Source organism: Delftia sp. UME58, from assembly GCF_014170385.1.
Taxonomy (GTDB): domain Bacteria; phylum Pseudomonadota; class Gammaproteobacteria; order Burkholderiales; family Burkholderiaceae_C; genus Comamonas; species Comamonas acidovorans.
In genome coordinates, this window is record NZ_LZZV01000055.1 from 155,104 (window position 1) to 176,261 (window position 21,158).

General features: G+C 65.4%; 19 protein-coding genes. 16 read left to right on the top strand and 3 right to left on the bottom strand.

Annotation, left to right across the window (positions count from 1 at the left end):
* Nucleotides 1–33: 33 nt before the first annotated feature.
* From A9976_RS16310 to A9976_RS16320, 3 genes are read right to left on the bottom strand one after another with little or no spacing between them, the layout of a single operon-like run.
* Entirely contained in the window at nt 34–720 is a 687-nt protein-coding gene (locus A9976_RS16310) for an HAD family hydrolase (RefSeq protein ID WP_183019856.1), read from the bottom strand.
* A gap of 24 nt (nt 721–744) precedes the next feature.
* Nucleotides 745–1,806 (bottom strand): RluA family pseudouridine synthase, encoded by a 1,062-nt coding sequence (locus A9976_RS16315; protein ID WP_183019857.1) that lies wholly within the window; start codon nt 1,804–1,806, stop codon nt 745–747.
* Complete coding sequence (locus A9976_RS16320) at nt 1,764–2,018, bottom strand: hypothetical protein (protein WP_230355005.1); 255 nt, start codon at nt 2,016–2,018, stop codon at nt 1,764–1,766. The genes A9976_RS16315 and A9976_RS16320 overlap by 43 nt, the downstream gene beginning before the upstream one ends.
* Nucleotides 2,019–2,341: 323 nt before the next feature.
* Here A9976_RS16320 and A9976_RS16325 point away from each other — a divergent pair, with 323 nt between their 5' ends.
* The 16 genes from A9976_RS16325 (at nt 2,342) to A9976_RS16400 (ending at nt 21,145) form a co-directional block, all read left to right on the top strand.
* Nucleotides 2,342–5,464, top strand: coding sequence for an Rne/Rng family ribonuclease (locus tag A9976_RS16325; protein ID WP_183019858.1), 3,123 nt, complete (start codon nt 2,342–2,344; stop codon nt 5,462–5,464).
* A gap of 105 nt (nt 5,465–5,569) precedes the next feature.
* Nucleotides 5,570–6,355, top strand: a complete 786-nt coding sequence (gene yaaA / locus A9976_RS16330; protein WP_183019859.1) for a peroxide stress protein YaaA — start codon at nt 5,570–5,572, stop codon at nt 6,353–6,355.
* A 78-nt stretch (nt 6,356–6,433) separates the two neighbouring features.
* Nucleotides 6,434–7,318, top strand: a complete 885-nt coding sequence (locus A9976_RS16335) for a 2OG-Fe(II) oxygenase (RefSeq protein WP_183019860.1) — start codon at nt 6,434–6,436, stop codon at nt 7,316–7,318.
* Nucleotides 7,319–7,473: 155 nt separating this feature from the next.
* A complete protein-coding gene (gene queF, locus A9976_RS16340; protein WP_183019861.1) occupies nt 7,474–8,322 on the top strand; it encodes an NADPH-dependent 7-cyano-7-deazaguanine reductase QueF in 849 nt (282 codons plus the stop codon).
* Nucleotides 8,323–9,072: 750 nt separating this feature from the next.
* Complete coding sequence (locus tag A9976_RS16345; protein WP_183019862.1) at nt 9,073–9,339, top strand: Flp family type IVb pilin; 267 nt, start codon at nt 9,073–9,075, stop codon at nt 9,337–9,339.
* A gap of 12 nt (nt 9,340–9,351) precedes the next feature.
* Nucleotides 9,352–10,833, top strand: coding sequence for a pilus assembly protein TadG-related protein (locus A9976_RS16350; protein ID WP_183019863.1), 1,482 nt, complete (start codon nt 9,352–9,354; stop codon nt 10,831–10,833).
* The gene (locus tag A9976_RS16355; protein ID WP_183019864.1) at nt 10,830–11,642 is read left to right on the top strand and encodes a TadE/TadG family type IV pilus assembly protein; all 813 of its coding nucleotides are present in this window, start codon (nt 10,830–10,832) and stop codon (nt 11,640–11,642) included. Before A9976_RS16350 ends, A9976_RS16355 begins: the two co-directional genes overlap by 4 nt.
* A 14-nt stretch (nt 11,643–11,656) precedes the next feature.
* Complete coding sequence (locus A9976_RS16360; RefSeq protein WP_259649225.1) at nt 11,657–12,388, top strand: hypothetical protein; 732 nt, start codon at nt 11,657–11,659, stop codon at nt 12,386–12,388.
* Nucleotides 12,385–12,564, top strand: coding sequence for a hypothetical protein (locus A9976_RS16365; protein WP_016447814.1), 180 nt, complete (start codon nt 12,385–12,387; stop codon nt 12,562–12,564). The genes A9976_RS16360 and A9976_RS16365 overlap by 4 nt, the downstream gene beginning before the upstream one ends.
* Nucleotides 12,565–12,637: 73 nt before the next feature.
* Nucleotides 12,638–13,591: a Flp pilus assembly protein CpaB gene (gene cpaB, locus A9976_RS16370; protein ID WP_259649226.1), complete on the top strand. Its 954-nt coding sequence runs from the start codon at nt 12,638–12,640 to the stop codon at nt 13,589–13,591.
* A gap of 219 nt (nt 13,592–13,810) precedes the next feature.
* Nucleotides 13,811–15,871 (top strand): pilus assembly protein N-terminal domain-containing protein, encoded by a 2,061-nt coding sequence (locus A9976_RS16375; protein ID WP_259649227.1) that lies wholly within the window; start codon nt 13,811–13,813, stop codon nt 15,869–15,871.
* Complete coding sequence (locus A9976_RS16380; protein ID WP_183019868.1) at nt 15,868–17,625, top strand: ATPase, T2SS/T4P/T4SS family; 1,758 nt, start codon at nt 15,868–15,870, stop codon at nt 17,623–17,625. The genes A9976_RS16375 and A9976_RS16380 overlap by 4 nt, the downstream gene beginning before the upstream one ends.
* Nucleotides 17,622–18,491: a type II secretion system F family protein gene (locus A9976_RS16385; RefSeq protein ID WP_183019869.1), complete on the top strand. Its 870-nt coding sequence runs from the start codon at nt 17,622–17,624 to the stop codon at nt 18,489–18,491. The genes A9976_RS16380 and A9976_RS16385 overlap by 4 nt, the downstream gene beginning before the upstream one ends.
* Before the next feature lie 10 nt (nt 18,492–18,501).
* On the top strand, nt 18,502–19,434 hold the full coding sequence (locus A9976_RS16390; RefSeq protein WP_183019870.1) for a type II secretion system F family protein: 933 nt from the start codon (nt 18,502–18,504) through the stop codon (nt 19,432–19,434).
* A 5-nt stretch (nt 19,435–19,439) separates the two neighbouring features.
* A complete protein-coding gene (locus A9976_RS16395) occupies nt 19,440–19,820 on the top strand; it encodes a DUF192 domain-containing protein (protein WP_259649228.1) in 381 nt (126 codons plus the stop codon).
* A gap of 203 nt (nt 19,821–20,023) precedes the next feature.
* On the top strand, nt 20,024–21,145 hold the full coding sequence (locus tag A9976_RS16400; RefSeq protein WP_259649229.1) for a hypothetical protein: 1,122 nt from the start codon (nt 20,024–20,026) through the stop codon (nt 21,143–21,145).
* The last annotated feature ends 13 nt before the right edge of the window (nt 21,146–21,158 follow it).

The following is a 21,158-nucleotide window of genomic DNA, read 5'->3' on the forward strand; positions in this document are numbered from 1 at the left end:
CATGAATCCCCGCGCTGACGCGGGCATGACGATTCAGCCATGGGCCAGCAGCCACCGATGCAAATCCGCAACACTCTGCGCCACATGCAACGGCTCCAGCACGCCAAAGCCGCCGGTGGGATGCGCGCCATAGCCCACACCCACGCTGGCACAGCCGGCATTGCGCGCCAGCTCCAGGTCATGGGTGGTGTCGCCGATCATCAGCACGTGCGCGGGCTCCACCCCGAATTCGGCCATCAACTCCTGCAGCATCAGCGGATTCGGCTTGCCGGCGGTCTCGTCCGCCGTGCGCGAGCTGTCGAACATGCCGCGCAGCTGCGGGTCCTGCAGCGCATCGTTGAGACCACGGCGGCTCTTGCCCGTGGCCACGGCCAGCAGGTGCCCTCGCTCGCGCAGCGCCGCCAGCATGGGCAGCACGCCGGCGAACAGGCTGATGTCGTCCTGGTGCCTGATGAAGTGGTGGCGGTAGCGGTTGCCCAGCTCGGGGTATTTCTCGGGCGGCACATCGGGCGCTGCACGCGCCAATGCGGGCATCAGCGCCATGCCGATCACATAGGACGCCGCCTCATCGCTGGGAGGCGTGCCCCCCACATCGGCCACGGCCGCCTGAATGCACTTGACGATCACGGCCGTGGAGTCCGACAGCGTGCCATCCCAGTCGAAGGCAATGAGATCGAAGCGGCGCGCACGGTGCATCTCGGAAGAACCAGGATTTGTCATATCTACAAGGAGTCAGAGCCGGCGTCAGCCGGCGAAACGGGCCAGTTCTTCGGGAAGCTCGGCGCGCAGCTCCACCCGCTCGCCACTGGCCGGGTGGGTGAACTGTAGCCGCCATGCATGCAGGAACATGCGTTTGAGCCCCTGTTTCTGCAGGCGTCGGTTCAGGTCGAAGTCGCCATATTTGTCATCGCCCGCAATCGGGTGCCCCTGGCTGGACAGGTGCACGCGGATCTGGTGCGTGCGCCCGGTCTTGATGGTCACCTCCAGCAGGCTCATGGCCGGCAGCCCCAGCAGGGGCTGGGGCGCCAGCGTGCTGCGAACGCGCACCAGCGTGACGGAGCGCATGCCGTCAGGATCATCGGCCGTGGTCACCCGCACGCGGCGTTCGCCGTCGGCCTGCAGGTATTTGTGCAGCGGCAGGTCAATCACCTTGTGGTTGGCCGGCCAGGTGCCCTGGACCAGGGCCAGATAGGTCTTGCCGGTCTCGCGCTCGCGGAACTGGTCCTGCAGGTGCGTCAGCGCCGAGCGCTTCTTGGCCACCAGCAAGATGCCGGATGTCTCGCGGTCGAGCCGATGCACCAGCTCCAGAAAACGGCTTTGCGGCCGCGCCTGGCGAAGTTGCTCGATGACACCAAAACTCACACCCGAGCCGCCATGCACGGCCACACCGGCGGGCTTGTCGATGGCGATCAGGTGCTCGTCTTCCAGCAGGCTGGGGAAATCCCTGGCTGGCGCTGGCCGCTCGGCCTTTTCGGCGATTTTCTCGGAAACGCGCACGGGCGGTATGCGGACGATGTCGCCGGTCGAAACGCGGGTTTCCGCACTGACGCGCCCTTTGTTGATGCGCACTTCTCCACTGCGGATGATGCGATAGACATGGGTCTTGGGAACGCCCTTGAGATGGCGTATGAGAAAGTTGTCCAAGCGCTGTCCGGCCGAATCGTCATCGACTTCGATCAGCCGCACTGCGGCAGTGGCTGCGTTCAGGGAACGGTCGTCTGCCGGTTTGCCCTCTATAATGTGTTTCACCTGTGCCGAACTATTTATAAGTGGTTGATTCTCATGGAGTTTAGTCCAAACAACCATTTCCCCGCACAGGCAGGTCGATGCCATCCGGTGTCATGCACGCGAAACAGCAGGAAAAGATGGCCTGCGAAGTTCGTCGTTGCATCGGTTGTGGCTGACGAATTGAAACACTGATACGGAATCTCAAGCTGGCAGAAGGGGTCGGACCCGGCGTCCACCGCTGCCAGCGGATCAAAAGCGAGCATGTGGATCTTTTGGGCATGGATGGTCACGCTGTGGAGCAGGAAAACGCCTGCGCCCAGGATCATTGCCGCCCCCAAGCCTCCCGCCTGCCCCGCACGTGCAGCAGCTTCGCTTGAAGCTGGACGGCGTGCCTCTCTCATCGCTCTCGTCCCCCTGCCCTTGCCCCCATTGCTGACTTGAGCCAGGTCTCAAGCATCAAGGCATCCGGCGATTCCTTTCGTTTCGACGCGTCAGTCCGGCATCTCGGCTCCCTCGCGAGCCTGTCTTTGATTACAAGTCAAAGGCGTGACGGTCTGGCAGCAGAGGCTGCACTCCGGCGCGCCCCAGAGAAAACGAATAAAGGAAACGCATCATGAAACGGATGCTCATCAACGCCACGCAGTCGGAAGAACGTCGCCTTGCCATCGTCGATGGCCAGAAGCTGCTCGACTACGAAATCGAAATCGAAGGGCGCGAGCAGCGCAAGGGCAACATCTACAAGGCCGTGGTCACGCGCGTGGAGCCCAGCCTCGAGGCCTGCTTCGTCGATTACGGCGAGGACCGCCACGGCTTCCTGCCCTTCAAGGAAATCTCCAAGCAGTATTTCGCCGAAGGCGTCTCCCCCAGCCAGGCCCGCATCAACGAAGTCATCCGCGAAGGCCAGGAACTGATCGTCCAGGTCGAGAAGGAAGAGCGCGGCAACAAGGGCGCGGCCCTGACCACCTTCATCTCGCTGGCCGGCCGCTACGTGGTGCTGATGCCCAACAACCCGCGCGGCGGTGGCGTCTCGCGCCGCATCGAGGGCGAGGACCGCGCCGAACTCAAGGAGGCGATGGACCAGCTTGAGTACCCCAAGGGCATGTCCATCATTGCGCGCACCGCCGGCATCGGCCGCACCGCGCCCGAACTGCAGTGGGACCTGAACTACCTGCTCAAGCTGTGGAACGCCATCGACGGCGCCGCCAAGTCGGCCAAGGGCGCCTTCCTGATCTACCAGGAATCGAGCCTGGTGATCCGCGCCATCCGCGACTACTTCAACGGCGACATCGGCGACATCCTCATCGACACCGACGACATCTACGAGCAGGCGCAGCAGTTCATGCAGCACGTCATGCCCGAGCATGCCGCCCGCGTCAAACGCTACCGTGACGACGCCCCGCTGTTCAGCCGCTTCCAGATCGAGCACCAGATCGAATCGGCCTACGCGCGCACCGTGACCCTGCCCTCGGGCGGCGCCATCGTCATCGACCACACCGAAGCGCTGGTCTCCATCGACGTGAACTCGGCCCGCGCCATCAAGGGCGGCGATATCGAGGAAACCGCCACCCGCACCAACCTGGAAGCCGCCGACGAAGTCGCGCGCCAGATGCGCCTGCGTGACCTGGGCGGGCTGATCGTCATCGACTTCATCGACATGGAGGAGAGCAAGAACCGCCGCGAGGTCGAGAACCGCCTGCGCGACGCGCTGCGCCAGGACCGTGCCCGCGTGCAGTTCGGCACCATCAGCAAGTTCGGCCTCATGGAAATGAGCCGCCAGCGCCTCAAGCCCGCCCTGTCCGAAGGCGCGCACATCAACTGCCCGCGCTGCGGTGGCTCCGGCCACGTGCGTGACACGGAAAGCTCGGCGCTGCAGATCCTGCGCATCATCCAGGAAGAGTCCATGAAGGACAACACGGCCGCCGTGCACTGCCAGGTGCCCGTGGAAGTGGCCAGCTTCCTGCTCAACGAAAAGCGCGGCGAGATCACCAAGATCGAACTCAAGCAGCGCGTCAACGTGATCATGGTCCCCAACAAGTCCATGGACACGCCGCACTACAAGCTCGAGCGCCTCAAGCACGACGACGCGCGCCTGGAAAGCATGGAAGCCAGCTACAAGCTGGCCGAGGAGCTGGACGCGGAAACCACGGTGACGCGCCGCTCGCAGGAGCCCACCAACAAGCAGACGCCCATGATCAAGGGCGTGCTGCCCGACATGCCGGCCCCCATCGCCGAGCCCCGTCCCGAAGGCAGCCGCAACCGCCCGGCCAACGGCCAGCAGCGCGATGCCAAGCCTGCGGCAACCGCTGCAGCGCCCGCACCGGCCGTCGCCCCCGTCGTGGTCCGCGAGCAAGGCTTCTTTGCCTGGCTCAAGAGCCTGTTCGGCTTTGGCGCGGCACCTGCGCCGGTCGCAGCGCCCGCTCCGGCCGCCGAAGCCCCCGCTCGCGAAGCACGCCGTGATGGCCGCAACGACAACCGTGGCCGCCGCAACGAACGCAATGGCGAGCGTGGCGAGCGCGCGGAGCGCAATGGCGAGCGTGCTGGCGCCCCCAATGCCGAACGCCAGGCTGGCAACGGCGACCGCAACCGCCGCAATGCCGAGCGTGGTGAGCGCACTGAACGCGGTGAACGCCCGGAGCGTGGAGAGCGCCCGGATCGCGGCGAACGCGGTGAGCGCGCCGACCGCGGCGAACGCCGTGGCCGTGGCGAACGCAGCCGTGACGGTGAAAGCCGCCAGCCGCTGGAAGCCGTGAACGCCGTGGCCGCTGTCGCCGCCGATGGCAGCACCATCGAACAGCGTCCCGAGCGCGCCCCGCGTGGCGAGCGCCAGGAGCGCGGTGAAGGCCGCCGCGAGCGTGGTGAACGTGGTGAACGCGCCGAACGCAGCGAGCGCCAGCCCCGCCAGTTCGAAGTCGCTCCCGAGACCGAAGAGAACCTGGACAACCAGGCCCAGCAACAGGACCCGTCCCTGGACAACGCTGCCCCCGCCTCCGGCGAAGAGCAGCCGCGCCAGCGCCGTTCGCGCGACCGCTATGGCCGTGACCGCCGCGAGCGTGGCGATCGCGGTGACCGTGCAGAGCGCGCACCGCGCGAAGCGGAAGGCGAAGCCGTCCAGTCCTTTGAAGCCGCCGCTCCCGAGCAGGACCAGCCTGCCCGCCGCAGCTACTTCAACGCAGCCAGCCCTGCCGCCGAAGCCCAGGCTCCTGAAGCCATGGCCGAAGCGCAAGTGCCTGCGCAGCCCGCAGCAGCTGCAGCAGCCCAAGCGGTGCAGCAACCCGTCGCGGCCCCCGCACCCGAGCAGCAGATTGCCGCTCCCGTGGCTGCGGTGACCCCCGCGCCGGTCGCACCCGCCCCCGTGGTGGCACCCGTGGCAGCACCTGCACCCGTGGCCGCACCTGCCGCAGTGGCAGTCGAGCCCGCAGCAGCCAAGGCCGTTGAAGCAACCGCCGAACGCGGCCTGCCCAAGGTCCAGGCCTACCAGTTGCCCATGTCCGAGCTGCAGGCATTGGCCGCTGCTTCGGGTCTGCAATGGGTGGGCTCCGACGCCGACAAGGTGGCAGCAGCCCAGGCGGCCATCGCCGCCGAACCGCAGCCCGAGCGCGTCGTGCGCGAGCGTCCGCCCGTGGTCGTTCTGGATGACGGCCCGCTGATCCTCGTGGAAACACGCAAGGACCTCAGCGAGCTGCAGCTGCCGTTCGAGCAGCAGCCGCCGCAGACACAGGGCGCTGCCCACGTCTGATCGCAGACGGTGACAACACAGGGGCCCTCGCGGCCCCTGTTTGTTTCTGCGGTCGCCCTCACCTCACGTCTTTCGACCCTCTCTTTCCAGGAGCCTCCGTCCGCCATGCTGTTGCTGCTCTCCCCTGCCAAATCGCTGGACTACGACACGCCACTGCCCCCGAAACTGCCGCACACGCTGCCCGCCTTCTCCGAACAGCCGCTGGAGCTGATCGAAGTGCTGCGCCGCCAATCGCCCCAGCAACTGTCGGAACTCATGGGCATCAGCGACAAGCTGGCCGCACTCAACGTGGCGCGCTACGAGGCCTTCAGCCCGCGCTTCACGGCCACCAATGCCCGTCAGGCGCTGCTGGCATTCAACGGCGATGTCTACGAGGGCCTGCAGGCTCGCAGCCTGGATGCCGAGGACCTGGACTGGGCCCAGCAGCACCTGGCCATCCTCAGCGGCCTGTACGGCGTGCTGCGCCCGCTGGACCGCATGCAGCCCTACCGCCTGGAAATGGGCACGCGGCTGGAAACCGAGCACGGCAGCAATCTCTACCAGTTCTGGGGCAGTCGCATTGCCGAGCACCTGAACCAGCGCGCGGCCCGGCAGCCGGCTGGCGAACGCGTCATCGTCAACCTGGCTTCGCAGGAATACTTCAAATCGGTAGACTTGAAGCACCTCAAGCCCCCGGTGGTGGAATGCGCATTCGAGGATTACAAGAACGGCGCCTACAAGATCATCAGCTTCCATGCCAAACGTGCGCGTGGGCTGATGGCACGATTTGCCATACAACGACGCGCTCGCAGCGCGGCTGAACTCGAAGCCTTCGATCTGGAAGGCTACGCGTTGGCGCCAGCTTCCTCGACGCCAGCGCGCCTGGTGTTCCGTCGCAAGACCGCTGACTGAGCCTCGCCGGCCACCAGCCGGCCCCGGCCTCGATGCCTTTGGAGTCCATTCACTGCGGCAAGGGCCGCACTGCACGCCATGAGCCTCAAATCCTCACCAGATTCCCAGACCGCCGCGCAGGACCTGCCCGTGGGTCTCACACCTGAACTCATGCAATGGGTGCGCGACCAGCGCGCATCCGGCATAGGGCCTGCGGTCCTGCTGCGCTCCATGCGCGACGTGGGCTGGAGCGAAGAGCTGGCAAGGCGGGCGCTGGACCTGCCCGAACAGGGCGATGCGGCGCCACCGGCCCTCGTCGTCTCGGCCTCGAGCCTGCCCGAACCGGACCTTGCCCAGGACCCCAGCAGCATCGATGTCGGCGACCGCCAGGTCCAGGTGCTGGTCAGCATGCGCAACCCGCGCATCGTGGTCTTCGGCAACCTGCTCTCGCACGAGGAGTGCGATGCCATCATCGCTGCCGCGCGCCCGCGCATGGCGCGCTCGCTCACGGTGGCCACGCAAAGCGGCGGTGAAGAGATCAATGACGACCGAACCAGCAACGGCATGTTCTTCCAGCGCGGAGAAACCGGCATCGTCAGCCAGCTGGAAGAACGCATCGCCCGCCTGTTGCGCTGGCCGCTGGACCATGGCGAAGGCCTGCAGGTGCTGCACTACGGCCCTGGCGCCGAATACAAGCCCCACCACGACTACTTCGCGCCCGGCGAACCCGGCACGCCCACCATCCTCAAGCGAGGCGGCCAGCGCGTGGGCACCCTGGTCATCTACCTGAACGAGCCCGAGCGCGGCGGCGCAACCATCTTCCCCGAAGTGCCGCTGCAAGTCGTGCCGCGCCGGGGCAATGCCGTCTTCTTCAGCTATGAGCGCCCCGACCCCTCCACACGCACCCTGCACGGCGGCGCGCCCGTGCTGGCCGGCGAGAAATGGATCGCCACCAAATGGCTGCGCGAGCGCGAATTCCACTGAAGAGCCAGCGAACCCGGGTGCACCGACCCTTATTGACCTTATATGGCCACCCATGCCTGCGGGCATGGAAATTCAGTTAGCTTCAGGGCCTTGGTCCACGCGCCCCGCGCGGACCACCCAGGCCAGACCAGCGCCGGCACGGCCGGCCCCCTTCCATGAACACTCCCGAACAATCCCAGCTGGGCAAAAGCTCCGCCTACATCGACCAGTACGACTCCTCGCTGCTGTTTCCCCTGCCGCGTGCGCCCAAGCGCGAAGAACTCGGCCTGCAGGGCAGCCAGATGCCCTTCTTCGGCGCCGACCTGTGGACGGCCTTCGAGCTGTCCTGGCTCAACCTGCGCGGCAAGCCCCAGGTAGCGCTCGTGCATTTCACGATTCCCTGCGAGACCCCCAATCTCATCGAAAGCAAGTCGTTCAAGCTCTACCTCAACAGCTTCAACAACACCCGCCTGGCCGACGCTGCCGAGGTCCAGGCACGCCTGCGCACCGACCTGGCCGAAGCGCTGTGGCGCGGCAGCGAGCAAAAGGGAAGCATCGGCGTGAAGATCATCGGCCTGGACCGCTTCGACCAGGAAATGGTGCAGGAGCTCGACGGCCTGCTGCTGGACCGGCTGGACGTGGAATGCACACAGTACCAGCCCGCCCCCGAGCTGCTGCGCGCCAACCATGAAGAAGGCCCCGTCACCGAAACCCTGGTCAGCCATCTGCTCAAGAGCAACTGCCTGGTCACGGGCCAGCCCGACTGGGGCAGCGTGCAGATCCGCTACAGCGGCGCGCAGATCGACCAGGAAGGCCTGCTGCAGTACCTGGTGAGCTTTCGCAACCACAACGAATTCCATGAGCAATGCGTAGAGCGCATCTTCATGGACATCTGGACCCGCTGCCAGCCCATCAAGCTCTCGGTCTACGCACGCTACACGCGCCGTGGCGGCCTGGACATCAACCCGTTCCGCACCAGCCATCCTGGCGCCTTGCCGGCCAACGTGCGCTCGGCGCGGCAGTAAAAGAGGCGGCCGGCCATCCTCAGGCCGGCCGTCATTTCAAACTTTTCACCGGCATGCCGACGCCGCAGCGGCATGCCCGCACTCCTGCCCATCGAGCCCCGCGCCCAGGCTCCTGTCGGCGGCCCGCACCTGAATTCTGAAAAATAGGAATCGTCCTACATCGATTCAGATTGACTTTTCAGATCACCCTATTTGGGCCTATTTCGCCTCGATTTATCTGACACGGATGGATCGTCGAAAACACGGAATTCAATAAATAGCCTGCTATTGAAATGTCAGCAAACAATCTCCACCGATGCATTCAGAAACATCGTTAGGAGTTGTCTTATAGACATGCGAGAAAAAAATTCATAGGCTTGGCGACACAAGAAATGACTTTGGGGCGCAGTGAATCGCCACCTGAAAGTCAGGCATATGCAGCACCTTTTTACTGCCAATGCCCCACGCAGAACTGTCCTGGCGCACAGCGCCAAAGCGGCAGTCAACCGCCAACCTTGAGGGAGAGACCATCAATGCATCGATTTCATTCTGCGCCTTGACGCAGTGCGCTGATGCCAAGGCCCTGTGCCTGGGCCCAGCTTATTCCCTGCGCATGCGCAATTCGGAAGAACCGCCAGCTACCGCCCTGGTGCCCGCTTCCGCCTGAATTGCGTTTTCCCTTTTCCCCGTTTTCCGTGATGCACGGCTGCAGCCCTGCGTCTGTCTACTCACGTCCCTACAGATTTATTCCACCAGCCCAGGAGCTTTTGCATGACCACCTTCAATACCTCGCCGCAATCTCGCAGGCAACGCGGCCAAGGCATGACCGAATACATCATCATCGTGGCCCTGATTGGTGTCGCAGCAATCGCCGTATATCAATACTTCGGCGAAACCATCCGCGCCCAGACTTCCGGTATTGCCAATGAAGTGGCCGGCAAGTCAGCCAAGACGGCCATCCAGGCGGCAGGCGCTGCGGCCGGCAATGCCGATGGAGAGCGCAAGGAAAAGGGCCTCGACGCCTACGAGAACAAGTAAGCGGGCCTGCCCATGTGCACCATCACCACCCTGCGTGGCGGTCGAATACGGAGGCGGGGCGGGCAACGCGGGCAGGCATTGATCTACGGCATCTTTGTCCTGATCGGTGCACTGGCCTCGCTGTTCTTTCTGTTCAACACCGGCCAGCTCTCCCAGGAAAAAACCAAGCTCGTCAGCACGGCCGATGCCGTGGCCTACAGCGCCGGCGTGATGCACGCGCGGGCGATGAATTTCACGGCCTACGGCAATCGCGCCCTGATCGCCAACGAGGTGCTGGTGGCGCAGATGGTGAGCCTGTCCTCGTGGGCGCAATACGCACAGACCCACGCGGAGAACCTGCCCACGCAGTTTCCCGAATGTGCTGACTACACCGGTTGGGGCGCATTGATCGGTGCTGCATTCCACTACAACGAGATGTACGCGATCATGTGCTACGCCACCGTGCAGTACGCGGGCCAGTACATCCAGCAGATGGCCAAGATGGTGCCGTCGCTGGCATTCGATACGGTCACAGCCGTGGAGGCCAACAAACAGGCAATACAGAAGGCGCACAACCTGCTGCACGCCCGCTCCTACCTGCAGGACATACGCAGCAGTGTGATGAAGGACGTGGCCCAGGCCAACTACGCGGGCGATGGCAGCGTAAAGGTGGAGCCCATAGGCCCCGGTGCCGCCGTAGCGCTGACCGACGACCTTGGTGGCTTCACCCAAAGCTACAGCGGCAAGGACCGAGGCCGCATGGCCAAACTGGCTGTGTATGCGGCGCATAGCGACAGATTCACCAAGGAGCGTGTCTGGACGGCCGAGGCAGAAGTGCCTGGCCCAGACGAAATCTGCATCCTCATGTGGCGCAAAAGCGAGGTGCGTCGACGCGGCGGTACCGAACTTGTCAACTACGACGAGTGGATCGCCGAAGACACCGAGTCCTTCTGGCGCGCCCAGCGAAGGGGCGGGCTCATTCCACGCTGCCGGCTCAGGGAGGAGCCCATCGCCTGGGGCGAACAGCAGGCCCACCCCGACGACCTGGACCAGGATGACTCGTCCGCCTGGCTCGGAGGCTCCCGCAACAACAGAAGGGCCTCTGCCAGAGCATCCTCCGCGCACTGGACCCACTACACCGGCCTGCCCAGCTACTACGACCTGAGCCAGCTGCAACCGGACAAGGACGACCCCACGTTGCGGTTCAGTGTGCGCCTGTCGCGGGCGCGCAGCGAATTGCGCACCTCCCATGGCGCCAGCGAAATAAGCGGCACGCCGGACAGCCGCATCAACGCCTATCAGAGCCAGGTCGCCAAAGGCGAAATGGTGGCCGTTGCCACGTCCGAAGTGTTCTTCGAGCGTCCTCTGGCTCAGCGTCAGAACCGCTATGGCGCAAGCCAGGGTCTCCCCCTGGAGCTGCCCAGCCTGTTCAACCCGTATTGGCAGGTGCGCCTGATCCACTCCCAACCCGATGTACTTGGCCAGCAGATGCGCCAGGGAGGGCTGATCCCATGAACCTCCTGAACCGCGCCCGCTACCCAAGGCGGCAGGCAGGCCAGGCCCTGGTCGAATTCCTGGCCATGGCGGCGCCCCTGCTGGGCCTGTTCCTGCTGATGCCCATGATCGGCAAGTATCAGGACATTGCCCATGCCACCCAGATGGCCAGCCGCTATGCGGCCTTCGATGCAACGGTACACAACGAAGCGGCGGGCAGCTACAAGCTGCCTACACAACTGGCAGCCGAAGTGCGCAGGCGCTACTTCAGCCGACCCGACGCACCCATCAAGACGGACGACGCGGCAGGCGACTTCGACGCACACCGCAATCCGCTGTGGACGGACCCCGCAGGCAATCCGCTGATCCCGCGCTTTTCAGACATTTCGGTCAGCTTTGGAGAAAGCCAGTCCACAGCGCACAGAGATGCCTTCACGGCCAGCCCAGACGGCGTACCCTTCAGCATAGTGCCTCTGGCGAACCACGGACGCATCGGGTTGAACGCCCCAGGCATCTACCGCGCCAACATCTCCGTGCCACTGGCCAACCTGCCCGCAGGCATCCAAAGCTACACCCCCTTCGACCAACTGGACCTGCGCGTCACACGCCACACCAGCGTGCTCATCGAGCCTTGGGCCTCGCGCTCCGTGGAGCAGACCATGGACCGGTTCGGCCGGCTGGCGCCGCTCAACAGCCTGTTCTCCCCGGTGGAGACGCTGCTGGATGTGGCCATACCGGTCTTCGAGTTGATGGAGGTGCCGGTCCCCAAGTTCGGACGCCTGGACAAGTGGCAGGACATTGTTCCGGCAGACAGGCTCAGGGCCGAATGATGACAACGGCTCGCATGCTCCGTTCCATCTGCCTGGGCCTGCTGACGCCAGGGCTCACCCATGCCTTTGCGCAGGCCAACTGGCCCGAGATCCCGCTGCCCGAACATGCCAGGAGCTACCACATCGGCCAGCAGATGGACCTGGACGGCCTGCCCATGCGGCTGACCGGCTTCGCCATACGTAGCACACCCAGGCAGACCGGCGACTGGTTTGTGCGCACCCTGGGCCAGCCCCTGATGGACGACCAGCGCGATGGCCAGCGCATTCTGGGCCGCGCCCAGGGCGAGCACTACGTCACCATCCGACTGGAGCCCACCCCCGACGGCGGCGCGCGCGGCCTTGTCGCTGTCACCCACCTGCGCGCAGCCTTGAGCGGCAAGGCCCGCAGCCAGGAGGAAAGAGCCCGATGGCGGAGCCTGCTGCCAGCTGGAACCGAGATCGCCAGCCTGCTGAACACCCAGGACGGTGGCCAGCTGTCCACCCATCTCATTGCCACGAACAGGCACGGCGAGGCGCTCAATGCGCAACGCCTCACTGCGGCGCTGCAAGAGCAGGGCTATGCACTGGAACGCCGCTTCGACGCCGCCACAGACACCAAGGCCCACGCGTTCGGCTCTGAGAACGGCGCCATCACGGTGCTGATGCGCGGCCCGGGCAAAGAGGCGACGGCCGTCATTTCCCGCAATGCGCTGGGCCTCACCAGCATCGTTCTCGTCACCAGCGTGGCGGTGGAGACCACGCCATGAAGCTTGCCCATCGCCTGCGCGGCCAGTCCTCGGTGGAGTACGCCGTGGTCTGCGCGGCCCTGGCCTTCGCGCTGGGCGTCGGCATGGTGGACAGCAACAGCGTGCTGCACCAGTTGCTGCTCGCCCTGCAGGCTGCCTACCAGAAGTTCAGCTTCGCCCTCTCCCTGCCCATTTGACCCGTCAGCCATGAACTCCGCACTCGCCCGAATCACCGCCCTGCGTCCCAACAAAACCTGGATCGCCCTTGGCATGGCACTTGCGATCGGCCTGGGCGCCGCCGTGATCGCACGCGGCTACCTGAACAGCCAGATGCAAGCCATAGAAGCGCGCGGGAAAAGCAAAACCCGGCCGCTGATCGTGGCCAAACGCGATCTCAGGAAGGGCGATCCCATCTCCAAGGAGACCGTTGCCGTGCGCGACGTTCCCCACGACTACGCGCACTCGCTGGCCATCGGCCCCGAGGATTTTTCCCGCATTGCAGGCCGCGCGCTGGCGCATGGCATGCAGCACGGCGACATCCTGCTGTGGAACCTGCTCGAAGGCGACAAGGTGCCGACCTTCTCGGCCCGCATCGAAGTAGGGCGGCGCGCCATCACCGTGCACGTGGACGAGATCAACTCCATCTCCGGCCTGCTGGAGCCGGGGGATGCCATCGACCTGATGCTCACCCTGGATCAGAAAGGCCGCAAGACCACCTTTCCACTGCTGCAGAACGTCCAGGTCATGGCCACCGGCCAGCGGTCCGTGGATGACCCCAGAAGCGGTGAGCGGCGCCAGTACTCCACGGTCACGCTGGACACCTCCCAGGCGCAGGCCCGGAGCGTGATCATCGCGCGCGAGGCGGGAAAGATCACCGCCTTGCTGCGCAACCCCAAGGACTCGGAGGTTGTCGAAGAAGACAGCGCTGCCATGGCCGCCCTGCTGGGCCTGGCAGGCGATGTTCAGTCCCCGATTCAGACAGCGGGCGCAGCGCAATCGCCGGACCGAGCCGTTCCCGTGCTCTATGGCGGACGCCGCATGGACTTCAAGCCCGAAGACCTGCTGCTGCGCCAGGACAAGGCCCACGATGCCGGCGAAGGCCCGCCCGAGGCAGCCGCAGCCCCCACGCCTGTTCAACCGGCTCCGCAAGCCGCACTGCAACCAGGCCAAGCTCCTCTTTTCCCTGCGTCCTTCCCGATGCAGCCAGGCGCGTTGCCTCGCTGATGGCGCCTCACCTGCTCCTGCCTTTTTCATCGCTCCATGCGCCTGATCCCAATGTCCATCCGTTCAGCCCACCCTGCATCCCTGTCCGCCTGCTCCAGTCCAACGCCCTTTCTCCATGCCCTGCGTTGCGGCTTCGTCCTGGCCCTGGGATGGGGTCTAGCTGGCCCCGCAACAGCCCAGACTCCAGAGGATTCAGCAGGCTCTGATCAGTCCCTCGGCATGCCGGGTGGATTCGCCCCCGTGCTGCAGGGCGTACCCAGCCGCGAGGCAGCGGCGGGCCAACCGTACCGCCCCATACAGAAACCGGACGACCAAGCTCAGGTGCCGGAAATCGAGATGTTTGTGGGCGAATCGCGCGTCTTCCCCAGCCCCGGCGTGGCGCGTATTGCCGTGGGCAATGGCCGGGTGCTGACGGCCGCCGCGCTTGACGAGCGCGAGGTCATCATCTTCGCCAACGAGGTCGGCACTTCCTCGCTGTTCGTGTGGAACGCCGACGGCCGCTACCAGCGCGTCAAGATCAACGTGGTTCGAGGCGACACCAGCCGCCATGCGCGCGAGATCGCCGCCTTCCTCAGCACCATCCCCAACGCGCGGGCCTCCATCATCGGCGACAAGGTCGTGGTCGAAGGGGACCATCTCAGCGATGTCGATCTCAAGAAGATCGAAGACCTCAGAAAGCACTACCCGCAGATCATCAACTTCACCAACCAGATCGGCTGGGAGCAGATGGTGCTCATGGACGTGAAGGTGGTCGAATTCCCGGTCAATGAGCTGCGCGAATTCGGCTTGCGCTGGACCTCCCAGGGCGGGGCCAGCATGGGAGGCATCTGGGCACCCGTGCGACACGGCAGTCAGCCCGGTCTGGTCATCGGCGTCCAGAACCCGCCGATTACCCCGGACAGCGGTGACACAGTCTCGCTGCCCCGGGGCCTGAACATCCTCACTGCCGTCAACATGGGCCTTACCGCAAGGCTGGACCTGCTGGCCCGCGACGGAAAGGCCAGCATTCTGGCCCAGCCCCAGCTGTCGGCGCGCAATGGCTCCAAGGCCGAATTCCTGGCCGGTGGCGAGTATCCGTACTCCGTGGCCACGATCTACGGCCCCATGGTCATGTTCAAGCCCTACGGCATCAAGCTGCGCATCACGCCGCGCGTGGACCGCAACGGCGTCATCAGGGCCGAGATCGACAGCGAGGTCAGCAACATCGACCCATCGTTCTCCACGCCCTCGGGGCCCGGGTTGAGCACTCGGCGCACCTTCACCGAATTCAACGTCCAGGACGGCGAGACAATGGTGCTGGCCGGCTTGCTGTCACGCAAGGGTGGCGACAACGTCGACAAGGTCCCCTTCCTGGGAGACCTGCCCGTGCTGGGTGCTCTGTTCCGGTCCCAGCGATTCCAGAACGAAGAGACCGAATTGGTGGTCTTCGTCACGCCCACGGTAATCAACAGCCGCTCGCCGGGCCTGCTGCAGCGCGTGGACGACGCCAGCGCACGCCTGAGCCAGCGCTACGGTCCCCAGCCCTACCTGACCGAACCCGGCCCTGCGCCCGAGCATCCTCCCCGGCTGGCGCCCTTGCCCGTGGCCAGCGCAAGCGCAAGCATCGCGGCGCCTGTGCAGGAACTCCCCGCGCCAGTGCGGCCCCTGCCTTCACCGGCCACCGCGACCCAGCCCGACCACTGGCCCGCCCTGCCGCACACCGGCAACCCGCTGGCCTCCGCGGCAGCAGCGGACAAGCCGCTGGTCAACCACTGGCGCGTGGTGCATGACGGGCTGGCCTTGCATGCCGAACCTAGGGCGCAAAGCGACACCCTGCTGCAACTGGGCCAAGGCAGTTTCGTGCGTGCCGCACCCGGTTCATCTGCCGACCACAACCCGTACTCCGGCTGGCGCGCGGTGGCGGTTGCAGCCCTGTCGGGCTGGGTACGCGATGAAAGCCTGCAGCCGGTCGCGCACGTTCCCGGCATGAAGCCCGCACCCGACGGACCCCATGCGCGCCAGGCGCGGCAAGGCCGGGCTCTCACGCCCCATGAATCCGGCGCCGCCACGGGCCACTCCGCACCAGGCATCTACCGCGTGGGCCTTGATGGGCTGGCCCTTCGCGTGTCCCCCGACATCAACGCCCCCGTCCTCCAGAACCTGCCCGTGGGCAGCCTTGTGCAAGTGCTACCCCAGGCCCCGCAGGCCCAGTTCTCGGCCGTGCGCATTGATGACCGGCTGGGCTGGGCCGAGACCCAGTGGCTTTCACCCCTGACCTCCGCAACCGGCAGCCCCCAATGATCGACCTTGAAATCATCCACCCCGACGGCCGGCGCCAGCCGTTGAGCGTGCCCGATATGTGCTCCATCGGCAAAGGCTCCCAGTGCGAAGTCCGCCTGGACAACTGGCGCCTTGCCAAGGAGCATGCACGCCTTTTCACCAGCCCCTCGGGCGTGCTGATCGACGACGCAGGCAGCTTCGTCGGCGTGCTGGTCAACGGTCAGCGCATCACCGCCCAATACGGCCCGCTGCAAAACGGCGACCTCATCGGCATTGGCCCGTTCCAGTTGCGCATCCTGAACAGCGGTGAAGAGCAGCAAGCCGCGCCTTTTCCTGTACCGGCCGCAGCGCATGCCGCCACCACAGCGCCCATGCAGAGCACACAGGACACGCCTCTGGCAGCGCCTGCCGACGCGCACGAGCCTGCGGCAGCCGAGCCCGGGGACGCCCACTTGCAGGCGCTGCAATTCGAATGGCGCAAGCGCCTGCACACCAAGCTCATCGACACCATGGACCTGCGCCGCCATGACGTCTCCAGCATGTCCGACGAACACCTGCGCGCCGAGGCGGACCGGCTCATCGCCAGAACGCTGCAGGACATGGACGACGAGATACCGGCCCAGCTGGACCGCAACGCGCTGCGCAGGCAGGTTCTGGACGAGGCCGTGGGACTGGGGCCGCTGGAGGAATTGCTGGCCGACGAAACGGTCAGCGAAATCATGGTAAACCGCTTCGACGAAATCTATGTCGAGCGCGCGGGGCGCCTGCAAAAGCATGCCCTGAGCTTCACCAGCGATCGCGCCGTCATGGGCGTGATCGAGCGCATCGTGGCACCGCTGGGCCGGCGCATCGACGAATCCTCGCCGATGGTCGATGCACGGCTCAAGGACGGCTCGCGCGTCAACGCCATCATCGCACCGCTGGCGCTCAAGGGCTCCACGCTGACCATCCGCAAGTTCGCCAGGCGCAAGCTCAACGCCGCCGACCTTGTGCAGTTCGGCGCGCTCAGCCCGGCCATGGCCGACTTCCTGCGCATCTGCGTGGAGGCCCGCAAGAACATCATCGTCTCGGGCGGCACGGGGTCAGGCAAGACCACGCTGCTCAACATCCTGTCCAACTTCATCCCGTCCGGCGAACGCGTGATCACCGTCGAGGACGCCGCCGAACTCAAGCTGGCCCACGAGCATTTGATCAGCCTGGAGTCGCGCCCCGCGAATGTCGAAGGCAAGGGCGGCGTGCCCATCCGAGAACTGGTACGCAACACCCTGCGCATGCGCCCGGACCGCATCGTGGTCGGCGAATGCCGCGGCGCCGAGGCGCTGGACATGCTCCAGGCCATGAACACGGGCCATGAGGGATCTCTGACCACGCTGCACGCCAACACCCCGCGCGACGGGCTCGCCCGGCTGGAGACCATGGTGCTGATGGCCGGTATGGAACTGCCCTTGGCGGCCATACGCGAGCAGATCGCCAGCGCCGTGGACATCATCGTGCAGCAGACCCGCTTTGCCTGCGGCACACGCCTGGTCACCCACATCTGCGAAGTCAGCGGCATGGAAAGCGGAAAGATCCAGCTACAGGAGCTGTTCCGCTTTGCCAACAAAGGCTATGCCGCCCAGGCCAACGGCCTGGCCAAGGTGCAGGGCCTGTTCACCGGCTGCGACGTCGTTCCCCACTTCTACGACGAACTGCGCGCCAGCGGCCATGCGCTGGACCTGGATATCTTCCGTCCGGGCTCCGAGAGCGCGGACCTGCATGCCGGAGAGCGGCCATGAGCGGGCTCTCGCCAGACACCGTCCTGGCCCTGATCACGGCCGTGGTCGCCCTCTCCGTCGGTCTGCTGACATGGCTGGCCTTGGACCTGGGAGGCTCCACGCTCAAGCGCTACCGGGCCGGCTTCACGGAGCGCGCAGGCTTTCAGGCCGCGGAATTCTTCCTCTTCATCGACCCGCGAAAACTCTTCCTGGCCAACCTGGCAGTCATGTCGCTGGGCGGCGTCCTGGTGTGGCTGGTCAGCGGCAGCCATCTGCTGGCTGTGCCCGCCTTCTTCGCGCTGGGGCTGCTGCCCCGGCTGCTGTACCGGCACATGCGCAAGCGCCGGCTGCGCAAGTTTGAAGAGCAGTTGCCCGATGCGCTGATGATGCTCAGCGGCGGCCTGCGCGCCGGTATTGGCCTGAGCAGCGCCATCGCCCAGCTTGTGGCCGAGTCCCGCCCGCCGCTGAGCCAGGAGTTCTCGCTGATGCTGCGCGAGCAGCGCCTGGGCGTATCCCTGGAACAGGCACTCAATCACCTGAGTCTGCGCGTGCCGACCCAGAGCACCGTGCTCATCACCTCGGCCATGCGCATCGCCAGCGAAACCGGAGGCAGCCTGGCCGAGACCATGGAACGCACGGCCTCCACCGTGCGCAGCCGGCTGCAAATGGAAGCCAAGATCGGCTCCCTCACCGCCCAGGGAAAACTGCAGGCCTGGGTCGTTGGCGCCCTGCCCCTCGTCCTCATGCTCATCCTCGACCGGATGGAGCCGCAAGCCATGTCCATGCTCTGGCACTCCCGCGTGGGCTGGGGGGCGCTGGCCGTTATCGCCTGCTTCGAGGCCATGGGCATCTATGTCATCCGAAAGATCGTCGCCATCGACGTCTGAAGGCCGCACCATGGACTCCAACACCGTGATACTCGCCCTGATCGCTGTGGCAGCCGGACTCAGTGCTGCCCTGGTGGCCTGGCTCCTGGGCCACTCGATGAGCAACGTTCCCGCCGAGGACCGCAGCTACAAGGATCCGCCACCACTGGCCCTGCGCATGGTCTGGTGGCCCATCCAGTGGATCAGCCACCACCTGTCGCCCCTGCTCGGAACGGGCAGGACCGCGCAATCCGTGCAACTGCGGTTGCGACAGGCGGGACTGGACTACGCGCTCAGTCCTGCGCAGTTCATCGCCAGCCGCATCGTCGGCGCCGGGGTGGCCGCGCTGGCGGCCTGGTGGCTCGTCTCCAGCTTCGACGGCCTGCCCCGGCGCGCCGATGGCGGCGCACGCCACATCGCCCTGTCCATCTATCTGCAGGCCATGGCCGCAGGTGCACTGCTGGGCTGGGCCTACCCCGCCATCTGGCTCAGGGATCGCATCGCCGTGCGCCGGCGCGAACTGCTGCGCATGCTGCCCTTCTTCCTGGACATCATCACGCTGTGCGTGGAAGCCGGCCTGAACATGCAGGGCGCCATGACCCAGGCCGTGGCCAAAGGCCCCCAGGGACTGGTGCGCGACGAATTCCAGCGCGTGCTGCGCGATATACGCGCCGGCAAGGCGCGTGCCGAAGCACTGCGCGGCATGGCCGAGCGCCTGAACGAACCGAGCGTCGCCAACTTCACCTCCGCCGTGATCCAGGCAGAGAGCATGGGCATGAACCTCGGCACCGTGCTGCGGGCACAGGCCGATCAGCGCCGCTCCGAGCGCTTCATGCGCGCGGAAAAACTCGCGATGGAAGCGCCCGTGAAGATGCTGTTTCCGCTGATCGCCTTCATCTTTCCCTGCACCTTCATCGTCTTGCTGTTCCCCATAGCGATGAAGCTGCTGAACTCGGGACTGTGATGCAGATGCCGCACTCCCCCTTCCTGGTGCGCCAGGCCTGCGGCTTCTGGCAGCGCCTTGCCGGCCTCATGGGCCAGGCCCAACCCGCCGCCCGCTGCGCATTGCTCATCGCGCGCTGCACCAGCGTGCACACCTGCTTCATGCGGCAGGCCATCGACATCGTCTACCTCGACGCACAGGGCCGCATCACTGGCCTGCGTCCAGGCGTTGCGCCCTGGCGCCTCAGCCGGGGCGAACGCGGCAGCAGGCACGTGCTGGAGATGTGCGCCGGAACCATCGCCCGCCAGGGGCTGGCACCGGGCATGCAACTGCGGCCCTGGCCCATAGAAGGCGCTCGCGCTGCATTGACCGTCTGCCTCTTCGGCCCAGGCGGACCCATGTCATAGCGCAACGACAAGGAGATACCCGGACAACGCAATTGCCAAGACGCCAACCGACGCGCAACACCCTCAGGCCCCATTCGACCTTCCTTCATGGCTTATTGAACCGCTCGACAGACATGCACCATTCATCCGCCCCCACTCCCTCAGACTGCAGCACCACGCATGCGCGCCTGGCCCATCCCCCCTCCTGGCTGCTGGCCTGTGCCATGGGCTTGGCCCTGACCGCCTGCGGCGGCGGCTCAGGCAGCGACGGGGGCGCGGGAGACCCAGGCCCCGGAGGCACCGCCAGTTCCGGCGTCTTCATCGCCCCCTCAGGCCCGCTGTGCACCAAACTCAGCAGCACGGGCAACTGTCTGCAACCCACCTCATCGGCCATTGAGGAGTCTGACCTGATCAAACTCATCACCGATCCCGATGCACAAACGTCGTTGATCGATTTCAGCGGCATGGGTGTGATCCACAACACCACACTCACCTATAGCCAACAGCCGGGCCAGGCCATCGAAAGCAGTTTCATCTACAGCTCCTACGGCATGGCAAGGCGCGACTTCCAGGTAGGGCGCAACACCTTCATCGTGCAGGGCAGGCAGTACCCGCAGGTCACGCACTACCCGGAGGAAGGCCAGAGCCACTACAAGAACATCAGCGACGATGCAGGCGTCATCTTCCTCGTAGGACCACCGGACCAGCACGAGGAAGGCATCTGGGGCACCACCTTCTCGGAAGGCCAGAACCTCAGCAAGGTCGGCCGCATGCCCAACATGCGCAGCGAAAACACCAACTGGATTTCCGCCATCAGACTGCTCACCGACCAGAGCCAGGCGCCGAGCGAGCCGACCGTGACCTATATCGGCAGTGTCAGCACGCTGGCCGGCACGGCACAACGGCTGGACCCGTACACCACCGACATACTGGACACCGGCGTCAACTACGAGGCGGAATTCAATACGGCCACGGGCAAGCTCACTGGCGTAAAGATCGACTACACAGACCCCAAAAGCCAGAGGCGCACAGTGATGGAAGTGCCAGAGCTGACGTTTGTGAACTCGCGGTTGATCCCTGACTCGCGCAGCCAACGCATCAACGTCGTGCTGGAAGGCCCTGCGAGCGACGTCCGCGCAGATGCTCCACGGCCCGACACACCCCTCACCCGGCAGGACTACACCCTCGATGGCCTCGAAGGCGAAATCACCGGCAAGCAGGCCGAGATCATCCACATCCTCGGCGCCGGCCCCCAGGGCACCATGCAATTGATGCTGATGCGCAAGGACAAGGCCGGACCGGACGTGCCCATCCACATCCCCCTGCCACACCCAAACAGGCCCTGAAGCATGGCCAGCG

What these genes read in the sequence shown, in the direction of transcription:
- A9976_RS16355 (WP_183019864.1), top strand. Translation starts at nt 10,830, where the DNA reads ATGAACCTCCTGAACCGCGCCCGCTACCCAAGGCGGCAGGCAGGCCAG.
- A9976_RS16385 (WP_183019869.1), top strand. Translation starts at nt 17,622, where the DNA reads ATGAGCGGGCTCTCGCCAGACACCGTCCTGGCCCTGATCACGGCCGTG.
- A9976_RS16380 (WP_183019868.1), top strand. Translation starts at nt 15,868, where the DNA reads ATGATCGACCTTGAAATCATCCACCCCGACGGCCGGCGCCAGCCGTTG.
- queF (WP_183019861.1), top strand. Translation starts at nt 7,474, where the DNA reads ATGAACACTCCCGAACAATCCCAGCTGGGCAAAAGCTCCGCCTACATC.
- A9976_RS16325 (WP_183019858.1), top strand. Translation starts at nt 2,342, where the DNA reads ATGAAACGGATGCTCATCAACGCCACGCAGTCGGAAGAACGTCGCCTT.
- A9976_RS16360 (WP_259649225.1), top strand. Translation starts at nt 11,657, where the DNA reads ATGCTCCGTTCCATCTGCCTGGGCCTGCTGACGCCAGGGCTCACCCAT.
- A9976_RS16345 (WP_183019862.1), top strand. Translation starts at nt 9,073, where the DNA reads ATGACCACCTTCAATACCTCGCCGCAATCTCGCAGGCAACGCGGCCAA.
- A9976_RS16390 (WP_183019870.1), top strand. Translation starts at nt 18,502, where the DNA reads ATGGACTCCAACACCGTGATACTCGCCCTGATCGCTGTGGCAGCCGGA.
- A9976_RS16400 (WP_259649229.1), top strand. Translation starts at nt 20,024, where the DNA reads ATGGGCTTGGCCCTGACCGCCTGCGGCGGCGGCTCAGGCAGCGACGGG.
- A9976_RS16315 (WP_183019857.1), bottom strand. Translation starts at nt 1,806, where the DNA reads ATGGTTGTTTGGACTAAACTCCATGAGAATCAACCACTTATAAATAGT.
- A9976_RS16375 (WP_259649227.1), top strand. Translation starts at nt 13,811, where the DNA reads ATGCCGGGTGGATTCGCCCCCGTGCTGCAGGGCGTACCCAGCCGCGAG.
- A9976_RS16395 (WP_259649228.1), top strand. Translation starts at nt 19,440, where the DNA reads ATGCCGCACTCCCCCTTCCTGGTGCGCCAGGCCTGCGGCTTCTGGCAG.
- yaaA (WP_183019859.1), top strand. Translation starts at nt 5,570, where the DNA reads ATGCTGTTGCTGCTCTCCCCTGCCAAATCGCTGGACTACGACACGCCA.
- cpaB (WP_259649226.1), top strand. Translation starts at nt 12,638, where the DNA reads ATGGCACTTGCGATCGGCCTGGGCGCCGCCGTGATCGCACGCGGCTAC.
- A9976_RS16365 (WP_016447814.1), top strand. Translation starts at nt 12,385, where the DNA reads ATGAAGCTTGCCCATCGCCTGCGCGGCCAGTCCTCGGTGGAGTACGCC.
- A9976_RS16310 (WP_183019856.1), bottom strand. Translation starts at nt 720, where the DNA reads ATGACAAATCCTGGTTCTTCCGAGATGCACCGTGCGCGCCGCTTCGAT.
- A9976_RS16335 (WP_183019860.1), top strand. Translation starts at nt 6,434, where the DNA reads ATGAGCCTCAAATCCTCACCAGATTCCCAGACCGCCGCGCAGGACCTG.
- A9976_RS16350 (WP_183019863.1), top strand. Translation starts at nt 9,352, where the DNA reads ATGTGCACCATCACCACCCTGCGTGGCGGTCGAATACGGAGGCGGGGC.